Below are 15,417 nucleotides of genomic sequence, written 5' to 3'. Positions count from 1 at the left end.
GCAAGGCTAGTCCTCCGGAAGGCCGGCCCGCCGGGAAGGCTGGTCCTCCGGGAAGGCCACCGCCCTTTCCAGGAAGGCGAGTTGGGCGTGCTTCTCGGGCAGGTACACGTCGGGGATGTCCACCTCGGGCAGGACGACGGCGGGGCCGCGCACGAAGCCCTGGCGTTCGAAACGGGCGATCGCCTTGGTGTTGCGCACGTCCGGGTCGACCACGAGCCGGCGCCGGTCCAGGCCGCGCAGCGCGTAGCCCGTCATCGCTCCCAGCAGCGCGGAGGTCCAGCCGGGACGGTGGCCGTCGGGGCCCGCGGGGCCGAGGAGGACGTGGACGCCGAGGTCGCCCGGGAGGACGTCGTAGCACTCGCCGACCCGGTCCGCGGCCGGCTCGTACGTCTGCAGCAGGGCCACCGGTGTGCCGTCCCTGGTGACCAGGTGGGCGTGGTGGGTGTCGAGGCCGGCCATGTGGGCGTAGACGTCGGCGACCTGGTCCCGGGTGAGGCCGTTCATGCCCCAGAAGGCGGCGCGTTCCTCGCTCACCCAGCCGTGCACCACGTCCGCGTCGGACGCCGGGTCGAGGGGGCGGATGCGGACGGTCCCGAAGCCGTCGACGTGCTGTGCGAAGGCTTCCTCGGGGCGGTCAGTCATGGGATTCCTCGGTGGGTTCCAGGGTGCGCTCCTGCAGGGTCAGCAGGGTCCAGTCGGTGACGACGGGGACGAGTTGCCCCGTGAGCCACAAGGGGAGTTGGTCACGGTGGTGGGCGGTGCCGGGGACGCCGTCGGCGCCGAGGGGGACCACCCAGCGGCTGTCCGCGCGGTCGGCGAGGTCCCAGACGTACCGGGCGGCCGGGCCGCGGGCGGCGCGGTCGGTGAGGCCGGGGACGGCGGAGGTGCACAGCACGCAGTCGTGGTCACCGGCGAGTCCGGGTTCCGGGGCCCCGGATGTGTCCGGGAGCGCCCGCCAGGGGGCGAGGCGGTGGGTGTCGGACCAGGTGCCGGCCGGCCGCCCGGCGGCCACCTCCTCCAGGGCCGCGCGGACGACGGCCGGGCGGTCGACGCCGTACGACTCCTCGGCGCGCAGCAGGTGTTCGAGGGCGTGGCCGACGCGCGGGACGAGCGCCAGCCAGGGGAGCAGGACCTCCGGGTAGGCCGGGGGTTCGGCGAGCGGGGCGAACACCGGGTGGGCGGCGAGCCGCCGTACGACCGCGGAGCGTACGGCCGCGTAGTCGGCCGCGTCGGCGCTGTCGGCGTCCATGCGGCGGTTCCAGGCGAGCAGGCGGCTTCGCAGGCGGGCCGCTTGGGGGCCGAGGCCGTCGAGGGCGGCGAGGTGGTCGAGGAGGGGCGCGGCGGAGGCGAGGTGGGTGTCGGTGTGGATGGCGGGCATGCCGTCGGCGGTCCAGGTGCGGCGCGTGTCGAGGAGGGCGCGGATGCGGTCGGCGCGGTGCGGTGGGGCGAACTCGACGCCGAGGGGGGCGGCGGGGCCGCGCTGGTTGGCCATCACCGCGATGCCGTCGGTCACGGGGGCGTACGGCGTCGGGTGCCAGCCGTGCCAGTCGTGGCCGGGTTGCCAGGCGGGGACCGGATGGAGGCGGTTGGCCCGGGCGCGTACGGGGACGCGGCCGGCGACGCGGTGGAGGGTGCCGCCCTGGGTGTCGGCGGCCTGCACGACGTTGACGGGCTCGGCCCAGGCGTCCAGGGCGCGGTCGACGTCCTGGACCGTGCGGGCCCTCAGGAGGGGGAGGAGGGCGCTGAAGCCGAGGTCTTCGGTGACGCGGGGCGGGTAGCGCAGGGCGAGCGCCCCGGCTTCGCCGTCGGCGGCGATTCCGTTCCCACCCGCACCCCCCGTACCGCTTTCGTCGTCGGCTGCGAGTGGCCTCCGCGGGCCGTCCCCGCCGTCGGCGGCCTGCGGGTCGTACGGCCATGCCGAGGTATCCCCCACGCCTGAGCCTTCCGGCTCCCCGTCGATCGCCGGGCCCCGTTCCCCGCCGACGCCCCCCGCCTCCGGCCCCCCGGCCACTGCCGGGCCCCGGGACCCGCCGACAACCCCCGACGCCAGCCCCTCCGGCCCCCCGGCGATCACCGGGCCCCTGGGGGTCTCGATCAGTTCGATCTCGATGGGGGGCTCACCGGCGATCTCCACCGTTTCGGTGTGCCGTGCGGCCCGGTGCCAGCGGCCGTCCGGGCCGAGGGCCTCGACCCCCGCGCCCGCGCGGCGCAGGCGTTCGCGGTACAGGTCCTGGTAGTCGGCCATGGCGTTGGTGATGGCCCAGGCGACCGTGCCGGTGTGGCCGAAGTGGGCGATGCCGGGGACGCCGGGCACCGCCAGGCCGATGACGTCGAACTCGGGGCAGGAGAGGTGGATCTGCTGGTAGACGCCGGGGTCCTCGATGAAGCGGTGCGGGTCGCCGGCGATCAGGGCGTGCCCGGACTCGGTGCGGGCGCCGGACACGAGCCAGCCGTTGCTGCCGGCGGTGCCGGGACCGTCGGTGGCGAACAGGCCCACGGCGTCGGGGCCGAGGTGCCGTATCGCCTGCTCGCGCCAGAGCTTGGCCGGGAAGCCGGCGAAGAGGAGGTGGGTGGCGAGCCAGACGCCGAGCGGGGTCCAGGGCCGCCAGCGGCCGGGGCCGAGGCCGGTGCGGGTGAACTCCGGGGCGCGACGGGCGCCTTCCGGCAGACCCTCGTTGACGCCGTCCACGTACGCGCGCACCCATTCGGCCGTCTCGGCGTCCCGGCGTTCCAGCGCGGCGAAGCAGCGGCGGGCGGTGTCGTCGAGGCGGGCCCGGCGGGCGAGGACGTCCCACGAGAGGGCGTCCGCGCCCAGGAACGAGGCCGAGGTGCCCTGGGAGCGGTGGCGTTCGACCTCCAGTTGCCAGGCGCGGTCGAGCGCGGTCACCCGCCCCTGGGCCCGGGCCAGTTCGCGGGCGCCGGAGGCGCGCAGGTGGGGGATGCCCCAGGTGTCGCGGTAGGTCTCGGTGGTCACCCGGGAACCCCCTCTGTTTTAGGTAAGCCTTGCCTAAGTATTCAGCGGTGGGGGAATCGTACGCGAGCCGTGCGGCACACCGGGCCGGGGGCCGTACCGGCAGACGTACAACCATTCGAGTACGTCGTGGGTCGAGTGGGGCGTCCGTCACCAGTGGGGGAGATTCAGTGCGCAGAGTTCTGACCGCGGGCGCCGTGCTCGCCGCCGTCGCCGCCGTTCCACCGGCGCCGCCGGCATCCGCCGCCGCCCCCTACAAGGGGGCCAACACCGCCACCGTCCAGGACGACTTCAACGGGGACGGGTACCGGGACGTCGTGATCGGCGCCCCGGACGCCAAGTACGGCAGCGTGACGAAGGCCGGCGCCGTCGTCGTGCTGTACGGCTCGGCCTCGGGCGTGAGCACGGCCCACCGCCAGGTCATCACCCAGGCCACGACCGGGATTCCGGGAACCCCGGGGAAGAACGACCGCTTCGGCCAGACCGTCACCACCGCCGACCTGGACCGCGACGGATACGCGGACCTGGTCGTCGGCACGCCGCGCAAGTACTTCGGTCTGCAACAGGGCCTTCGCGGCAGCGTCACGGTGATCTGGGGCGGCCCCGGCGGCCTCAAGGGCGGCGCCGACATCGCCCCGCCCGCCGGATACGGTCAGGGCAGCTCTTACTGCCTCTTCGGGCAGTCGCTCGCCACCGGCGACATGAACGGCGACGGCGCCCCCGAGCTGGCCGTCGGCAGCACCTGCCAGAGCGCCACCTACACCGGCCCCTTCACCCGGAGCGGAAAGCCGGCCTCCCAGTACCTCGGCCAGCGCCTCAAGCGCAGTGTGGTCATGGGTGACGTGGACGGCGACGGCAAGGCCGAGCTGTTCTCGCTGCCCGGTCCCGTCCTGGCCGACAGCGGGCCCCTGAGCGTCGTCCAGGACGACCCGGCCGCCACCCCGGCCTCGCTCCCGCTCGCCCACGGCTGGTACGGGCAGGTCGGCGACGTCAACGGCGACGGCTACGGCGACCTCGTCACGGGCGTCCCGAGCGGCGGCCACACCGGCGGCGAGATCCAGGTCCTGTACGGCAGCGCGCACGGCATCGCCGCCGGCCAGCAGCCGGTGGCCATCCACCAGGACACGCCGGGCGTACCCGGGGTCGGCAAGGACGGCGGCCAGTTCGGCTCGTCGCTCAGCATCGGCGACGTCGACGGCGACAAGTACGCCGACGTGTTCGTCGGCGTGCCGTACAAGACCGTCGGCTCGGCCAAGTGGGCTGGTGAGGCCGTGCTGCTGCGCGGTTCCGCCACCGGGCTGACCGGCGCCAAGGCCACCGGCTACACCCAGAACACGGCGGGCGTTCCCGGCACCGCCGAGTCGGAGGACTACTTCGGCTGGGCCGTCCACCTCGCCGACGTCGACAAGGACGGGAAGGCCGACGCCCTCGTCGGCGCTCCCGGCGAGAACACGGACGGCCTGGTGTGGGCCGCCCGCGGTTCGGCCGGCGGACCGGTGACGAACGGCTCGGTCGCCATCTCCGGCCAGAGCGCCGGCATCACCCCCGGCTCGGCCGCGCTCAGCTTCGGCGCCGCACTGCCCAGCACCTCGGTGACCCGGTAACGCACCTGCACCGCGGCGGGCGGACCCGGGGCCGGCCGGGCGGCGGGCGGGTCCCGGGCGAGGCATGATCGACGCATGGACGTCACCCTGCACCTCGCCCAGGACCCCGAGGCCGACGCGCTGCTCGGGCGCAGTCCGCTCGCCGCGCTGACCGGGATGCTGCTGGATCAGCAGGTCCCGATGGAGTGGGCGTTCAAGGGACCCCGGACCATCGCCGACCGGCTCGGCGTCGCGGCCGGCGGAGATCTCGACGCCCACGACATCGCCGCGCTGGACCCGGAGGCCTTCGCCGCGCTGCTCTCCGAGAAGCCGGCCGTACACCGCTACCCGGGCTCGATGGCCAAGCGCATCCAGCAGCTGTGCCAGTACCTCGTCGAGCACTACGACGGGGACGCGGAGGCGGTCTGGCGGGGCGTCGGCAGCGGCGCCGAGCTGCTGAAGCGGCTGCAGGAACTGCCCGGTTTCGGCAAGCAGAAGGCGCAGATCTTCCTCGCGCTGCTCGGCAAGCAGCTCGGGGTCACCCCCACGGGCTGGCGGGAGGCGGCGGGCGCGTACGGCGAGGCGACGTCCTTCCGGTCCGTCGCCGACATCACCGGGCCCGAGTCGCTGGCGAAGGTCCGCGCCCACAAGCAGGAGCTGAAGGCGGCGGCGAAGGCGGCGAAGGCCTCCCGCGGGTAAAGGCTCCGGACGCGCAGACGCCCCGGGCGTCACCCGATCGGCCCTTCTCTGCTGGCCGCCCCCGCTTTGCCGGTCCAAGCATGGACCATGACCGAGGCACCGAACAGCGGTCCGGACTGGGGCCGTGAGTACGACGACCAGCGCGCCCACGCGACACAGTCGCCCGGCGCGGGGCACGCGCACCACGAGCCCGAGCCACCGTTCGAAGGCCCCCTGCACGCCCTGTCCCGGGCCGCCTGGCAGGTGGTCCTGGGCACCGGGATCGCCTCGCTGATCCTCGGCGTCCTGGTCCTGGTGTGGCCCGGCCCCTCCCTGCTCGCCGCCGGCGTCCTCTTCGGCGTCTACCTCCTGGTCAGCGGCATCTTCCAGCTGGTCTCCGCGTTCGGCACGCACAAGACGACCTCGCTGCGCGTGCTGGCCTTCATCAGCGGCGCCGTGTCCGTCCTGCTCGGCCTGTTCTGCTTCCGCGGGCCCATGCAGTCGATCCTGCTGCTCGCCCTGTGGATCGGCATCGGCTGGCTGATCCGCGGCATCACCCAGACCCTGGCCGCCCTGCACGATCCCCGGATGCCCGCCCGCGGCTGGCAGATCTTCCTCGGGATCGTCACCTTCGTCGCCGGGATCGTGCTGATCGACTCGCCGTTCCGGTCCGTCGCCGTGCTGACCGTCGTCGCCGGCATCTGGCTGGTCGTGGTGGGGATCACCGAGATCGTCACCTCGTTCGGCATCCGCCGCCGGGCCAAGGCCGTCCCGCAGACCGTGTGATCCCGGGCGTCAACCGCGCGCCCCGCTCCTCCGCCGAGCGGGCGAATCTCGCGCCCGGCATGCGGCATTCCGCGTCCGCCCCGGGGAGACACCCACTGTGAGCAGGACCCCGAGCCGTCCCCGCAGCCGCACCTGGCTGCGGGTGCTCGTGCTGCTCCTCGCCCTGTGGGTGCCCGGCGTCCACGCGCAGGCCCAGGCGGCCCCCGCGCTGGGCGTATCCGACGAGGCCTTCGAGCACGACGTCTTCGACGCGCTCGTACGGCCGCCCGCCCGCGTCGTCCACCGGGCCGACGCGCCCGAGCGTCCGGCGCCCCTTCCCGACCCGGGACCCGCCCGGCCGGCGGCCCGGACGTGCCACGCCACGCCACGGGTGCCGTACTCCCCTCCCCTGCTGCGCACGGTGGTCCTGCGCTGCTGACAGACCCGCGTTCCCCCGCGACAGGTCGGTCGGCTCGACGCAAGGAGCACAGCCATGCCCATGGATCCCTACGCCGTCCTGCGCGCCCTGCTGCGCGCGGAGGCCAGACGTGCGGCGGCACCCAGGCCGGAGCAGAAGGAGGAACCGCCGCGGCCGCCCGGACAACAGGGCCGCTGAACCGCTGCCGGCGGGGGCGGGCGACCGCCTCCGCCGGCGGCTCCCGCCCCGCTCGCGGTCCACAGCCTGTGCACAACGGCCGTGCGGCCCGAATTCGCGGACCGCCCCGTCCGGTTCGGCCGGGAGCAGCGACTCGCCCTCGGCCGAACGGAGGAATCCGAGGCCGCCGGCGTCCTGAACGGCGGGGGACGGGGCGGTCCCGCGGTCGCTCACGCCCGGCACCTCCTCCCGATAGCTGCACCTACGCCCGGTTTGCGGCATCTTTTCAAGCGCCGCACTCCGCCGCCATGGCTGCGCCCGGAACGTCTTGACCGGTAGGCTTTCCGTGTGATCTTCAAGCGCATCGGAAACGGCCGGCCGTACCCCGACCACGGCCGGGAAAGCACCCGGCAGTGGGCGGACGTCGCGCCGCGCCCGGTCCGCCTCGATCAGCTCGTGACCACCAAGCAGCAGCTCGACCTGGAGACCCTGCTGGCGGAGGACTCGACGTTCTACGGCGACCTCTTCGCGCACGTCGTGAAGTGGCAGGGCGACCTCTACCTGGAGGACGGGCTGCACCGCGCCGTCCGCGCCGCCCTCCAGCAGCGCCAGGTGCTGCACGCGCGCGTGCTCGAACTGGACTGACCGGCGCGCCACGGCCGTCGTCCTTGACCCTTTCGGGTTCCGCTGAGCGGCATCGACTGATCATCTAATAGGCATCGCCGCCCAGGCGCACTACGCTGCGCCCATGAGCATGCTGACTCCCCCTGGCATGGGCGGCCAGTACCGGATCACGGGGGACAAATACCCTCGGATGCGTCCGCCGCGCCGACGCGGCAGGCTCGTGGCCGCGGTGGTGGCGTCCGTCGCCGTCCTCGGCCTGCTCGGCTGGGGCACCCTGCAGCTCATCGACGTCTTCACCGGCGGCAAGAAGGGCGCGGTGGCCTCCGCCAGGACCGGCTGCCGGACCAAGGCCGCACCGGCGGCCCAGGTCAGGACCCTGCCCAGGCCCGGCGACATCACCGTGAACGTCTACAACGCCACCCAGCGCACCGGGCTCGCCAAGGAGACCGCGGACGCGCTGGGGAAACGCGGCTTCAAGATCGGCGACGTGGGCAACGCGAGCGGGGAGTTCGACAAGAAGGTCAAGGGCACCGGGATACTCCTCGGCCCGCCCGACGCCCGGAACACCTCACTGGCGGTGCTCGCGACGGAGGTCTCCGGCGCCGAACAGCGCACCGCCGCCGGCCGCAAGGGCGCCGCCGTGGACCTGATCATCGGCGACGCCTTCAAGGGCCTGACCCCGCCTGCGGCCGCTCAGCAGGCACTGACCGCGTTGAGCGCACCGAAGCCGACGGCATCTCCCGAAAAGAGCTGCTGACGAGCGCCCCCGAAGGGGCACAAGGCTGCGTCGACGTACGGCTCCGCCGCGTGGGCGCGACACGTCACGACGCACCCGCACCCGCGAACGGCGATCCAGCGGCACCCCGCCGGACGGACTACTCAGCCGCGCCGTACAGGCGGTCCCCCGCGTCCCCCAGCCCCGGCACGATGTACCCGTGCTCGTTGAGGTGGTCGTCCACCGCCGCCGTCACGACCGTCACCGGCGTCCCCGCCAGCTCCCGCTCCATGACCTCGACGCCCTCGGGAGCCGCAAGCAGGACGACCGCGGTCACGTCGTCGGCGCCCCGCTTGATCAGCTCCTGGATCGCCGCGACCAGCGTGCCCCCCGTGGCCAGCATCGGGTCCAGGACGTACACCTGGCGGCCCGAGAGGTCCTCCGGCATGCGCGAGGCGTACGTGGAGGCCTGCAGCGTCTCCTCGTTGCGGATCATGCCCAGGAAGCCCACCTCCGCGGTCGGCAGCAGCCGGACCATGCCGTCGAGCATGCCGAGGCCGGCGCGCAGGATCGGCACGACCAGCGGGCGCGGGCGGGCGAGCTTGACGCCGGTGGTCTGCGCGACCGGCGTCCGGATGTCGACGGCCTCGGTGCGCACGTCCCGTGTGGCCTCGTAGGCGAGCAGGGTGACCAGCTCGTCGGCCAGCCGGCGGAAGGTCGCGGAGTCGGTGCGCTGGTCGCGCAGCGTGGTGAGCTTGTGGGCGACCAGGGGGTGGTCGACGACGTGGAGACGCATGCCCCTAACGGTACCCGCGCCCGACACCCCGCCGACCCTGGCGTCGGACCCGCCGTCCGGGGGAAAGTGGGAGGGAGGACTGGGGTGGTGCGACGTGCCTGAACTGCCTGAGCTGCCCGACGACACGGGCGGCGATCCCGAGATAACCGAACCACCGGCACCGGAGACGGACGCCGAGCGGCGGCGCCGCCGGGCCCGGTTCCTGCGCGACCTCGCCGAGGCCCGCGCGCTGCGCGCCCGGGTCCAGCCGCGACGCGCCAAGGCCGCACGGTTGCGCCACGCGATGCGCATGCGGACGTTCCGCTGGTAGGGAGGAACCCCTGTGAGCCTTGTGAGCACGACACTGTAGGGAAGTTCTCGGTGAGGAAGTTCCGCGCGCGCCCCGTCGTTTGCGAGGTGGGGGTGCGTGGGTGCGCGGAAAAGCCGCGTACGATCCGCAGGTGGCGGCAACGAACGCTCAACACACAGGGAGCCGAAGACGTCCCCTGAAAGCCATGTTTCTGCCACGATTCCGAGTGGGTGGGGCTCGGAGCCCAGGCTCTCTCCGCCCAAGTACCTCCGCCGGGGGGACCCCCAACCGGCACGCCTATGACCAGTGGGAGAGTCACGGTGTACTTCGCCGCACTGCTCGCGCGCACCGAAGACGGGTGGGAAGCGAGCGACACAGAGCTCGACGATGTGGAGACCCTGTCGGATCTGGCCGACCTGGCCCGGGAAGCCTCTCCCGACGACGACACGGTGCTCGTCCTGATCGAGCAGGAGGACGCCTGGTTCGGCGTCGTCCGCGTGGACGGCGAGGACGACCCTCGCATCTACGTCTCGGACGCCGCCGCCGCCCAGCGCAGCGCGTACGGCGAGCTGCTGCTCACCGACGAGCTGCTCGGCCGGGAGCCGGGTGCCGACGACGGCCCCGACCTGGACTCCCTGGACCTCGACGGCACGGAGGACGGCGAGTCCGAGTCCGACGAGGACGACGAGGAGGAGGAGGGCGGCGCCGACGCGGTCCCGCACAGCCCCGTGGGCGACAGCCAGATCCTCGACGACCTGGGCATCGGCGAGAAGGAACTGCGCGCCCTGGACGCCGATGACGCGCTCAGCTCGATCGCCGAGGCCCTGGGCGCCTCGGAGGTGCTGGAGACCGTCCGCTGACCGCACCACAGGACACGCAGGGCCCCGTGGACCCGGTACGCGACCGCTGGCGGGCCGCGATGCGGCTCGCCCTGGACGAGGCCGAACGGGCCGTCCAGGGCGGGGACGTCCCCGTCGGCGCCGTCATGCTGTCCCCGGACGGTACGACGGTGCTGGCCACCGGGCACAACGAGCGCGAGGCCACCGGTGATCCCACGGCCCACGCGGAGGTCCTCGCGATCCGGCGGGCCGCCGCCCGGCTCGGGGAGTGGCGGCTGGCCGGCTGCACCCTCGTGGTCACCCTGGAGCCGTGCACGATGTGCGCCGGCGCGATCGTCCAGTCCCGGATCGACCGGGTGGTCTACGGCGCCCGGGACGACAAGGCGGGCGCGGCGGGCTCGCTCTGGGACGTGATCCGCGACCGGCGGCTCAATCACCGTCCGGAAGTCGTGGAGGGCGTTCTCGCGACGGAGTGCGCACGGCTTCTCACCGGGTTTTTCCGGGACCGCTGAATTCCGATTTCAAACCACGCCCCACCTTGCTGTAAGGTCTCCCTCGGTAGCGTGTCCGAGCGGCCGAAGGAGCTCGCCTCGAAAGCGAGTGTGGCGCAAGTCACCGAGGGTTCAAATCCCTCCGCTACCGCTCGAAGAAGGGCCCCGTCGAAAGACGGGGCCCTTCGTGCGTCCTGAGGAGGCGACGCAGAGGGAGCGAGGTCCTCAAGTGCGCGCCGTCTTCGGGGGGATGCGGCGGCCCGCGCCCTCGTGGTGGGGGCCTGCCCGCCCCCGGACTCCTGCCGGATCCGCCGGGTGCCGGCTCCGCCCTGCCCGGCGCCGCGGCCGTGGGGGCCCGGCAAAGGACTTTCGGCGGCGGGCCGTTGGTTCCCAAAAGGGGCGTGAAGGTTACACTCGCCGCCGGCAGCAGGGGGCCCGCAGGGCACAAGTACAGGGGAGGCCGCGGTGGCGGTGAACGCCAAGAAGATCGCCGTGTACGTGCTCGTGGTCTTCGCGCTGTACGTGATCATCACGGACCCGGCCAAGGCGGCCGACTACGTCCAGATAGGCTTCGAGGGCATATCGGACGCGGCCAAGGCCATCGGCGACTTCATGACGTGGGTCGCCAACGGAGGAAAGAGCTGAGGTACACCCCATGATCCGCCACCTGGTCCTCTTCAAGCTCAACGAGGGCGTCGAGCGCGACGATCCGCGAGTCGTGGCGGGCGTGGAGGCCTTCCGGGCGCTCGGCGGCCAGATCGAGGAGCTGCGCTTCTGGGAGTGCGGCTGGAACACCAGCGACCGGCCGATCGCCTACGACTTCGCGATCAATTCGGCGGTCGAGGACACCACCGCCCTCCAGCGCTACCTGGAGCACCCGGCCCATCAGGCGGGCGTCGCGCTGTGGCGCGAGTTCGCCACGTGGGTGATCGCCGACTACGAATTCTGAGTCCCCCGCACCCCCAGCCCTCCGCCGGTACGGCGGGGGGCTTTCCTGCGTTTTACGCCCCAACTTGTCATTGTTTGAGCACAACACGGTGTTATGCGGTGCTTGCACACAGTGCACATCTCTTGTGATGCTATGACCACTTTTGACGGATGCTTGATCGATGAAGAGGTGGCGTTGACCGTGTCGGCCAGTACTGCGCCGCCCCAGGAGGAGGGGGCCGCCCCCGCGCCCGCGGCCCCCGAGAAGCGGCGCGGCGCCGACACCCGAGCCCTCACCCAGGTGCTCTTCGCCGAGCTGAAGGAGCTCACGCCGGGCACGCCGGAGCACAACCGGGTACGGGGGACGCTGATCGAGGCCAACCTCCCGCTCGTGCGCTACGCGGCCGCCCGCTTCCGCTCCCGCAACGAGCCGATGGAGGACGTCATCCAGGTCGGCACCATCGGCCTGATCAACGCCATCGACCGCTTCGACCCGGACCGGGGCGTGCAGTTCCCCACCTTCGCGATGCCGACCGTGGTCGGCGAGATCAAGCGCTACTTCCGGGACAACGTCCGCACGGTCCACGTGCCGCGCCGGCTGCACGAGCTGTGGGTGCAGGTCAACAGCGCCACCGAGGACCTCACCACGCTCTTCGGCCGCTCGCCGAGCACGGCCGAGATCGCCGAACGGCTGCGGATCAGCGAGGAGGAGGTCCTGGGCTGCATCGAGGCGGGACGCTCCTACCACGCCACCTCGCTGGAGGCCGCCCAGGAGGGCGACGGGCTGCCCGGCCTGCTGGACCGGATCGGCTACGAGGACCCGGCCCTGGACGGCGTGGAACACCGCGACCTGGTCCGGCACCTGCTCGTCCAACTCCCCGAGCGCGAACAGAGAATCCTTCTCCTGCGCTACTACAGCAATCTCACCCAGTCACAGATCAGCGCCGAACTCGGCGTGTCCCAGATGCATGTCTCCCGGCTCCTCGCCCGAAGCTTCCAGCGGTTGCGCTCCGCGAATCGCATCGACGCATAGAAGGACGCAGGGGAAGCACAGCAGGCGCACGGGAGCACAGCCGGGAACACCCCCTGCATCGCAAACCCGCTCGATCCATCACCGCCACGAGCGAATCGCTCACCTGCGAAGATGCCGACAGTTGAGCCCCGAAAAAGCGTCAGACCCCTTCTTTCCAGGGCGGATTCGCATCTTGCATGTCGACATGTCACTACAGCGTGTTGCCGACATGTGACATTCTGCCGGAGACGCGTTTGCCGGGCCTTCGGCTCCGGTATTCAGGTGAAGGCTGCGTTGCTCGAAAGATGACGCCGCCCCGACCGTCCCGCGACCCAAAGGGGGTGGCATGTCCGCAGACCAGGGCAGCTCGAAGGTGCTGACGCCCGCGAAGAGCGAGGCTGCACCCAAGGAGCTCGACGCTTTCGACGTCCTCGACGGCATCGAGGGCGTCACGGCCCTCGACGCCGTGCCGGCCCCGCCCGCCCAGGCGGCCGCCGACGCTCCGGCCCCGCCGGCCTCGGGAGACATCGACACCCGTACCCTGTCCCGCTCCCTGTTCCTGCGGCTCGCCGCACTCGACGAGGACAGCCCCGAGCGGGCCTACGTCCGGGACACGCTGATCGAGCTGAACCTGCCGCTGGTCCGCTACGCGGCCGCGCGCTTCCGCTCTCGCAACGAACCGATGGAGGACATCGTCCAGGTCGGCACCATCGGCCTGATCAAGGCGATCGACCGCTTCGACTGCGAACGGGGCGTGGAGTTCCCCACGTTCGCGATGCCGACGGTCGTGGGCGAGATCAAGCGCTTCTTCCGGGACACCTCCTGGTCGGTCCGCGTCCCGCGCCGCCTGCAGGAGCTGCGCCTGGCCCTCACCAAGGCCAGCGACGAGCTGTCCCAGAAGCTGGACCGCTCCCCGACGGTGACGGAGCTGGCCGCGGTGCTCGGCGTCTCCGAGGAGGACGTGGTCGACGGCCTCGCGGTCGGCAACGCCTACACCGCCTCCTCGCTGGACTCCCCCGCCCCCGAGGACGACGGCGGCGAGGGCTCCCTGGCCGACCGGCTCGGCTACGAGGACACGGCCCTGGAGGGCGTGGAGTACCGCGAGTCCCTGAAGCCCCTGCTGGCCAAGCTCCCGCCCCGGGAGCGCCGGATCATCATGCTGCGCTTCTTCGCCAACATGACCCAGTCGCAGATCGGCGAGGAGGTCGGCATCTCCCAGATGCACGTCTCCCGGCTGCTGACCCGGACCCTGGCCCAGCTGCGGGAGGGCCTGATCTCCGACTGACCCTTCATTTCTGATGCCCCGTCATCCACACTTGCCCGATGCTGCGAGCGACAGGGTCGGGCGGGGCGGCGGGCACGACATGGACACGTGGCCGCCGAGGCGCCGTGACGGCAGCGTCGGCGGCCGTCGTCGTCCTGGGCGGGGTACTGGCCGCGTGCGCGGGCCACGGCCCGGGCGGCGGTTATGTCGCGGTCGGCTCGGCGGGCGGTCCCCAGAAGCAGGGTGCGGCGAGCGCGCCGACAGGCTCGGTGTCGCTGGTGCCGCTCGACGGCGCAAGCGGAAAGGGTCCCGGCGGAGCGGGCAGCCCCCCGGCGCTCACGCCCGGTTCCGCACCCGGGCCGAGCGGCGGGCCACCCCCACCCGACGGCCCGGCGCGGTCCACACCGTCACCGGACGCGCCGAATCCGTCCACGCCGAATCCGTCCATGACGGGCCCGTCCACGCCGGACCCGTCCGGCCGCACCGGCGGCGAGCGCGGCGGCACCGGCGGCCGTACGACCCCTCCCGGCCCCTCGCCCGCCCCAACTCCCGGCCGCAGCAGGGCTCCCGCGCCCGCCGACCTCTCCTGGGGCAAGCCGGTGACCGAGGCCACGGATCGGCGCTGGTGCCAGAAGGTGACCGTGGCCTTCCACAACTCCGGCGGTGCGGCGGTGCGTTCGGGCTCGGTGAGTTTCGGGACGCACATCATCGGCGCGCTCGGTATCGACTGGGGGACGGTCACCTCGACGGTGGACCTCCCGTCGCCGATCGCTCCGGGCGCGCGCGAGCACCCCGCCTGGACGGTGTGCGTCGACGCCTGGCGCGTGCCGCTCGGCATGCACATCGAGACGCGGGACGTGTCCGTCCGGTGGAGCTGACCGCCGAGGGCGCGTGCTACTTCAGCGCCAGCCAGGCGACGCCGGCCACCACGGCCAGGGCCACGATGACGCCGATGATCACGCCGATGCGGGGGCCGGAGGGAGCGGCCGCCTGCGGCTGGCGTCCCTGCGGAGCCTCGTCGACGAACGCGCGGAACATCTGGGTGCTGCCGGCGGGGTCGTAATTGCCCTGGGGGCCCTGGGTGTTAGCCATGGCCCGAGACACTAGCGAATCCACGTGAGCGACCCAAGTGCGGGGCCACCGGGACAGACGGGGGCAGCTCACACGCACCGACCTGCGTATTTACAGTAGCAATACTTGCCTTTGCCAAGTTTTTGCGTCGCGGGCACCCCGATTTGTTTGCCTGCAGCAACCAAACGTCGTTATGGTTGCCCCAAGCAACGAATACGGGAGGTGTGATGGCCGAGCAGACGCAGTTCGAAGAGCTGGCGCGTCAGCTCAGTGCCGTCGGAGCCGTGAAACGGGACATGGGGCGGATCCTGCCGCCCGACTGCCCGGCCGGCTCGGCCGCCGTGCTGACCCTGCTCGGCCGCCACGGGGACATGCGCATGAGCAAGCTCGCCGAGCTGCTGGCCGTGGACATGTCGGTCACCAGCCGGCATGTCGCGCACGTCGCCGCGCGCGGCTGGATCGAGCGGCACCCGGACCCGGCGGACAAGCGCTCGCGCATCCTGCGCCTGACGCCCGCCGGCCTGGAGCAGCTGGACGAGCTGTCCCGGCGGACCACGCGTCTGCTCGCCGAGCGGCTCGCCGACTGGACCGACGACGAGGTGGCCCAGCTGATCCGGCTGATGACCCGCCTGCGCGAGTCGTTCGGCGACTGCCGGTCCACCGCGTTCCGGCTCCCGGTCCCCGTGACCGCTCCCGTAGTCGAAGAGACCACCCGTACACCCGCAAGCACGTAGGAAAAGGAAGCCCATGGCAACGACCACACCAGCCGGTGTGCGGGCTCACGCCAAGCACGGGGG

Annotated in this window: 20 protein-coding genes and 1 tRNA gene; 17 read left to right on the top strand and 4 right to left on the bottom strand. The window is 72.5% G+C overall.

The window, feature by feature from the left end; genetic code table 11:
• Window positions 1-6: 6 nt before the first annotated feature.
• Window positions 7-642: a GNAT family N-acetyltransferase gene (locus IO33_RS0114555; RefSeq protein WP_051926716.1), complete on the bottom strand. Its 636-nt coding sequence runs from the start codon at window positions 640-642 to the stop codon at window positions 7-9.
• A complete protein-coding gene (locus IO33_RS0114550; RefSeq protein WP_031164610.1) occupies window positions 635-2,974 on the bottom strand; it encodes a penicillin acylase family protein in 2,340 nt (779 codons plus the stop codon). The genes IO33_RS0114555 and IO33_RS0114550 overlap by 8 nt, the downstream gene beginning before the upstream one ends.
• A gap of 167 nt (window positions 2,975-3,141) precedes the next feature.
• Here IO33_RS0114550 and IO33_RS53535 point away from each other — a divergent pair, with 167 nt between their 5' ends.
• From IO33_RS53535 to IO33_RS0114515, 7 genes are all read left to right on the top strand, one after another.
• A complete protein-coding gene (locus IO33_RS53535; RefSeq protein ID WP_031164608.1) occupies window positions 3,142-4,575 on the top strand; it encodes an FG-GAP-like repeat-containing protein in 1,434 nt (477 codons plus the stop codon).
• Between the two features lie 75 nt (window positions 4,576-4,650).
• Window positions 4,651-5,253, top strand: coding sequence for an HhH-GPD-type base excision DNA repair protein (locus IO33_RS0114540; RefSeq protein ID WP_031164606.1), 603 nt, complete (start codon window positions 4,651-4,653; stop codon window positions 5,251-5,253).
• Window positions 5,254-5,340: 87 nt separating this feature from the next.
• Window positions 5,341-6,018 carry an HdeD family acid-resistance protein gene (locus IO33_RS0114535; protein ID WP_031164604.1) on the top strand — a complete coding sequence of 226 codons (678 nt, stop codon included), beginning with the start codon at window positions 5,341-5,343 and terminating at the stop codon, window positions 6,016-6,018.
• A 97-nt stretch (window positions 6,019-6,115) separates the two neighbouring features.
• Window positions 6,116-6,436 carry a hypothetical protein gene (locus IO33_RS0114530; protein ID WP_031164602.1) on the top strand — a complete coding sequence of 107 codons (321 nt, stop codon included), beginning with the start codon at window positions 6,116-6,118 and terminating at the stop codon, window positions 6,434-6,436.
• A gap of 54 nt (window positions 6,437-6,490) precedes the next feature.
• On the top strand, window positions 6,491-6,613 hold the full coding sequence (locus IO33_RS53530) for a hypothetical protein (protein WP_280921795.1): 123 nt from the start codon (window positions 6,491-6,493) through the stop codon (window positions 6,611-6,613).
• Window positions 6,614-6,940: 327 nt separating this feature from the next.
• Window positions 6,941-7,237: a type II toxin-antitoxin system VapB family antitoxin gene (locus IO33_RS0114520; protein WP_004943146.1), complete on the top strand. Its 297-nt coding sequence runs from the start codon at window positions 6,941-6,943 to the stop codon at window positions 7,235-7,237.
• 103 nt (window positions 7,238-7,340) lie between these two features.
• Entirely contained in the window at window positions 7,341-7,973 is a 633-nt protein-coding gene (locus IO33_RS0114515; protein WP_078963628.1) for a LytR C-terminal domain-containing protein, read from the top strand.
• Between the two features lie 118 nt (window positions 7,974-8,091).
• Here IO33_RS0114515 and upp read toward each other — a convergent pair whose 3' ends face one another.
• Window positions 8,092-8,727 (bottom strand): uracil phosphoribosyltransferase, encoded by a 636-nt coding sequence (upp, locus tag IO33_RS0114510; protein WP_031164597.1) that lies wholly within the window; start codon window positions 8,725-8,727, stop codon window positions 8,092-8,094.
• Window positions 8,728-8,821: 94 nt separating this feature from the next.
• Between upp and IO33_RS0114505 the strand changes: the two genes are divergently transcribed.
• The 9 genes from IO33_RS0114505 to IO33_RS0114465 all read left to right on the top strand — a co-directional run bounded on the left by IO33_RS0114505 (window position 8,822) and on the right by IO33_RS0114465 (window position 14,427).
• On the top strand, window positions 8,822-9,037 hold the full coding sequence (locus tag IO33_RS0114505; RefSeq protein WP_390987542.1) for a hypothetical protein: 216 nt from the start codon (window positions 8,822-8,824) through the stop codon (window positions 9,035-9,037).
• Between the two features lie 299 nt (window positions 9,038-9,336).
• Entirely contained in the window at window positions 9,337-9,876 is a 540-nt protein-coding gene (locus IO33_RS0114500; protein ID WP_031164592.1) for a tRNA adenosine deaminase-associated protein, read from the top strand.
• A 59-nt stretch (window positions 9,877-9,935) separates the two neighbouring features.
• A complete protein-coding gene (gene tadA / locus IO33_RS0114495; protein ID WP_031164589.1) occupies window positions 9,936-10,367 on the top strand; it encodes a tRNA adenosine(34) deaminase TadA in 432 nt (143 codons plus the stop codon).
• Window positions 10,368-10,412: 45 nt separating this feature from the next.
• Window positions 10,413-10,497 (top strand) — tRNA-Ser (locus IO33_RS0114490).
• Window positions 10,498-10,811: 314 nt separating this feature from the next.
• Window positions 10,812-10,991: a hypothetical protein gene (locus IO33_RS0114485; RefSeq protein WP_031164587.1), complete on the top strand. Its 180-nt coding sequence runs from the start codon at window positions 10,812-10,814 to the stop codon at window positions 10,989-10,991.
• Window positions 10,992-11,001: 10 nt separating this feature from the next.
• Window positions 11,002-11,295, top strand: a complete 294-nt coding sequence (locus IO33_RS0114480; protein ID WP_031164585.1) for a Dabb family protein — start codon at window positions 11,002-11,004, stop codon at window positions 11,293-11,295.
• A gap of 132 nt (window positions 11,296-11,427) precedes the next feature.
• A complete protein-coding gene (locus IO33_RS0114475) occupies window positions 11,428-12,306 on the top strand; it encodes an RNA polymerase sigma factor SigF (protein ID WP_078963625.1) in 879 nt (292 codons plus the stop codon).
• 325 nt (window positions 12,307-12,631) lie between these two features.
• Complete coding sequence (locus IO33_RS0114470; protein ID WP_031164581.1) at window positions 12,632-13,570, top strand: RNA polymerase sigma factor SigF; 939 nt, start codon at window positions 12,632-12,634, stop codon at window positions 13,568-13,570.
• Window positions 13,571-13,674: 104 nt separating this feature from the next.
• A complete protein-coding gene (locus tag IO33_RS0114465; RefSeq protein ID WP_245235783.1) occupies window positions 13,675-14,427 on the top strand; it encodes a hypothetical protein in 753 nt (250 codons plus the stop codon).
• 16 nt (window positions 14,428-14,443) lie between these two features.
• On the opposite strand, the gene IO33_RS0114460 is transcribed toward IO33_RS0114465, so the two are convergent.
• Window positions 14,444-14,641, bottom strand: coding sequence for a hypothetical protein (locus IO33_RS0114460; protein ID WP_031164577.1), 198 nt, complete (start codon window positions 14,639-14,641; stop codon window positions 14,444-14,446).
• 206 nt (window positions 14,642-14,847) lie between these two features.
• Here IO33_RS0114460 and IO33_RS0114455 point away from each other — a divergent pair, with 206 nt between their 5' ends.
• Window positions 14,848-15,354 carry a MarR family winged helix-turn-helix transcriptional regulator gene (locus IO33_RS0114455; RefSeq protein WP_031164575.1) on the top strand — a complete coding sequence of 169 codons (507 nt, stop codon included), beginning with the start codon at window positions 14,848-14,850 and terminating at the stop codon, window positions 15,352-15,354.
• Window positions 15,355-15,417: the final 63 nt, after the last annotated feature.

Origin of the sequence: Streptomyces durhamensis, from assembly GCF_000725475.1 — a bacterium.
Taxonomy (GTDB): domain Bacteria; phylum Actinomycetota; class Actinomycetes; order Streptomycetales; family Streptomycetaceae; genus Streptomyces; species Streptomyces filipinensis.
The sequence above is the reverse complement of the archived record's forward strand: the minus strand, read 5'-3'. Positions and strand labels throughout refer to the sequence as shown.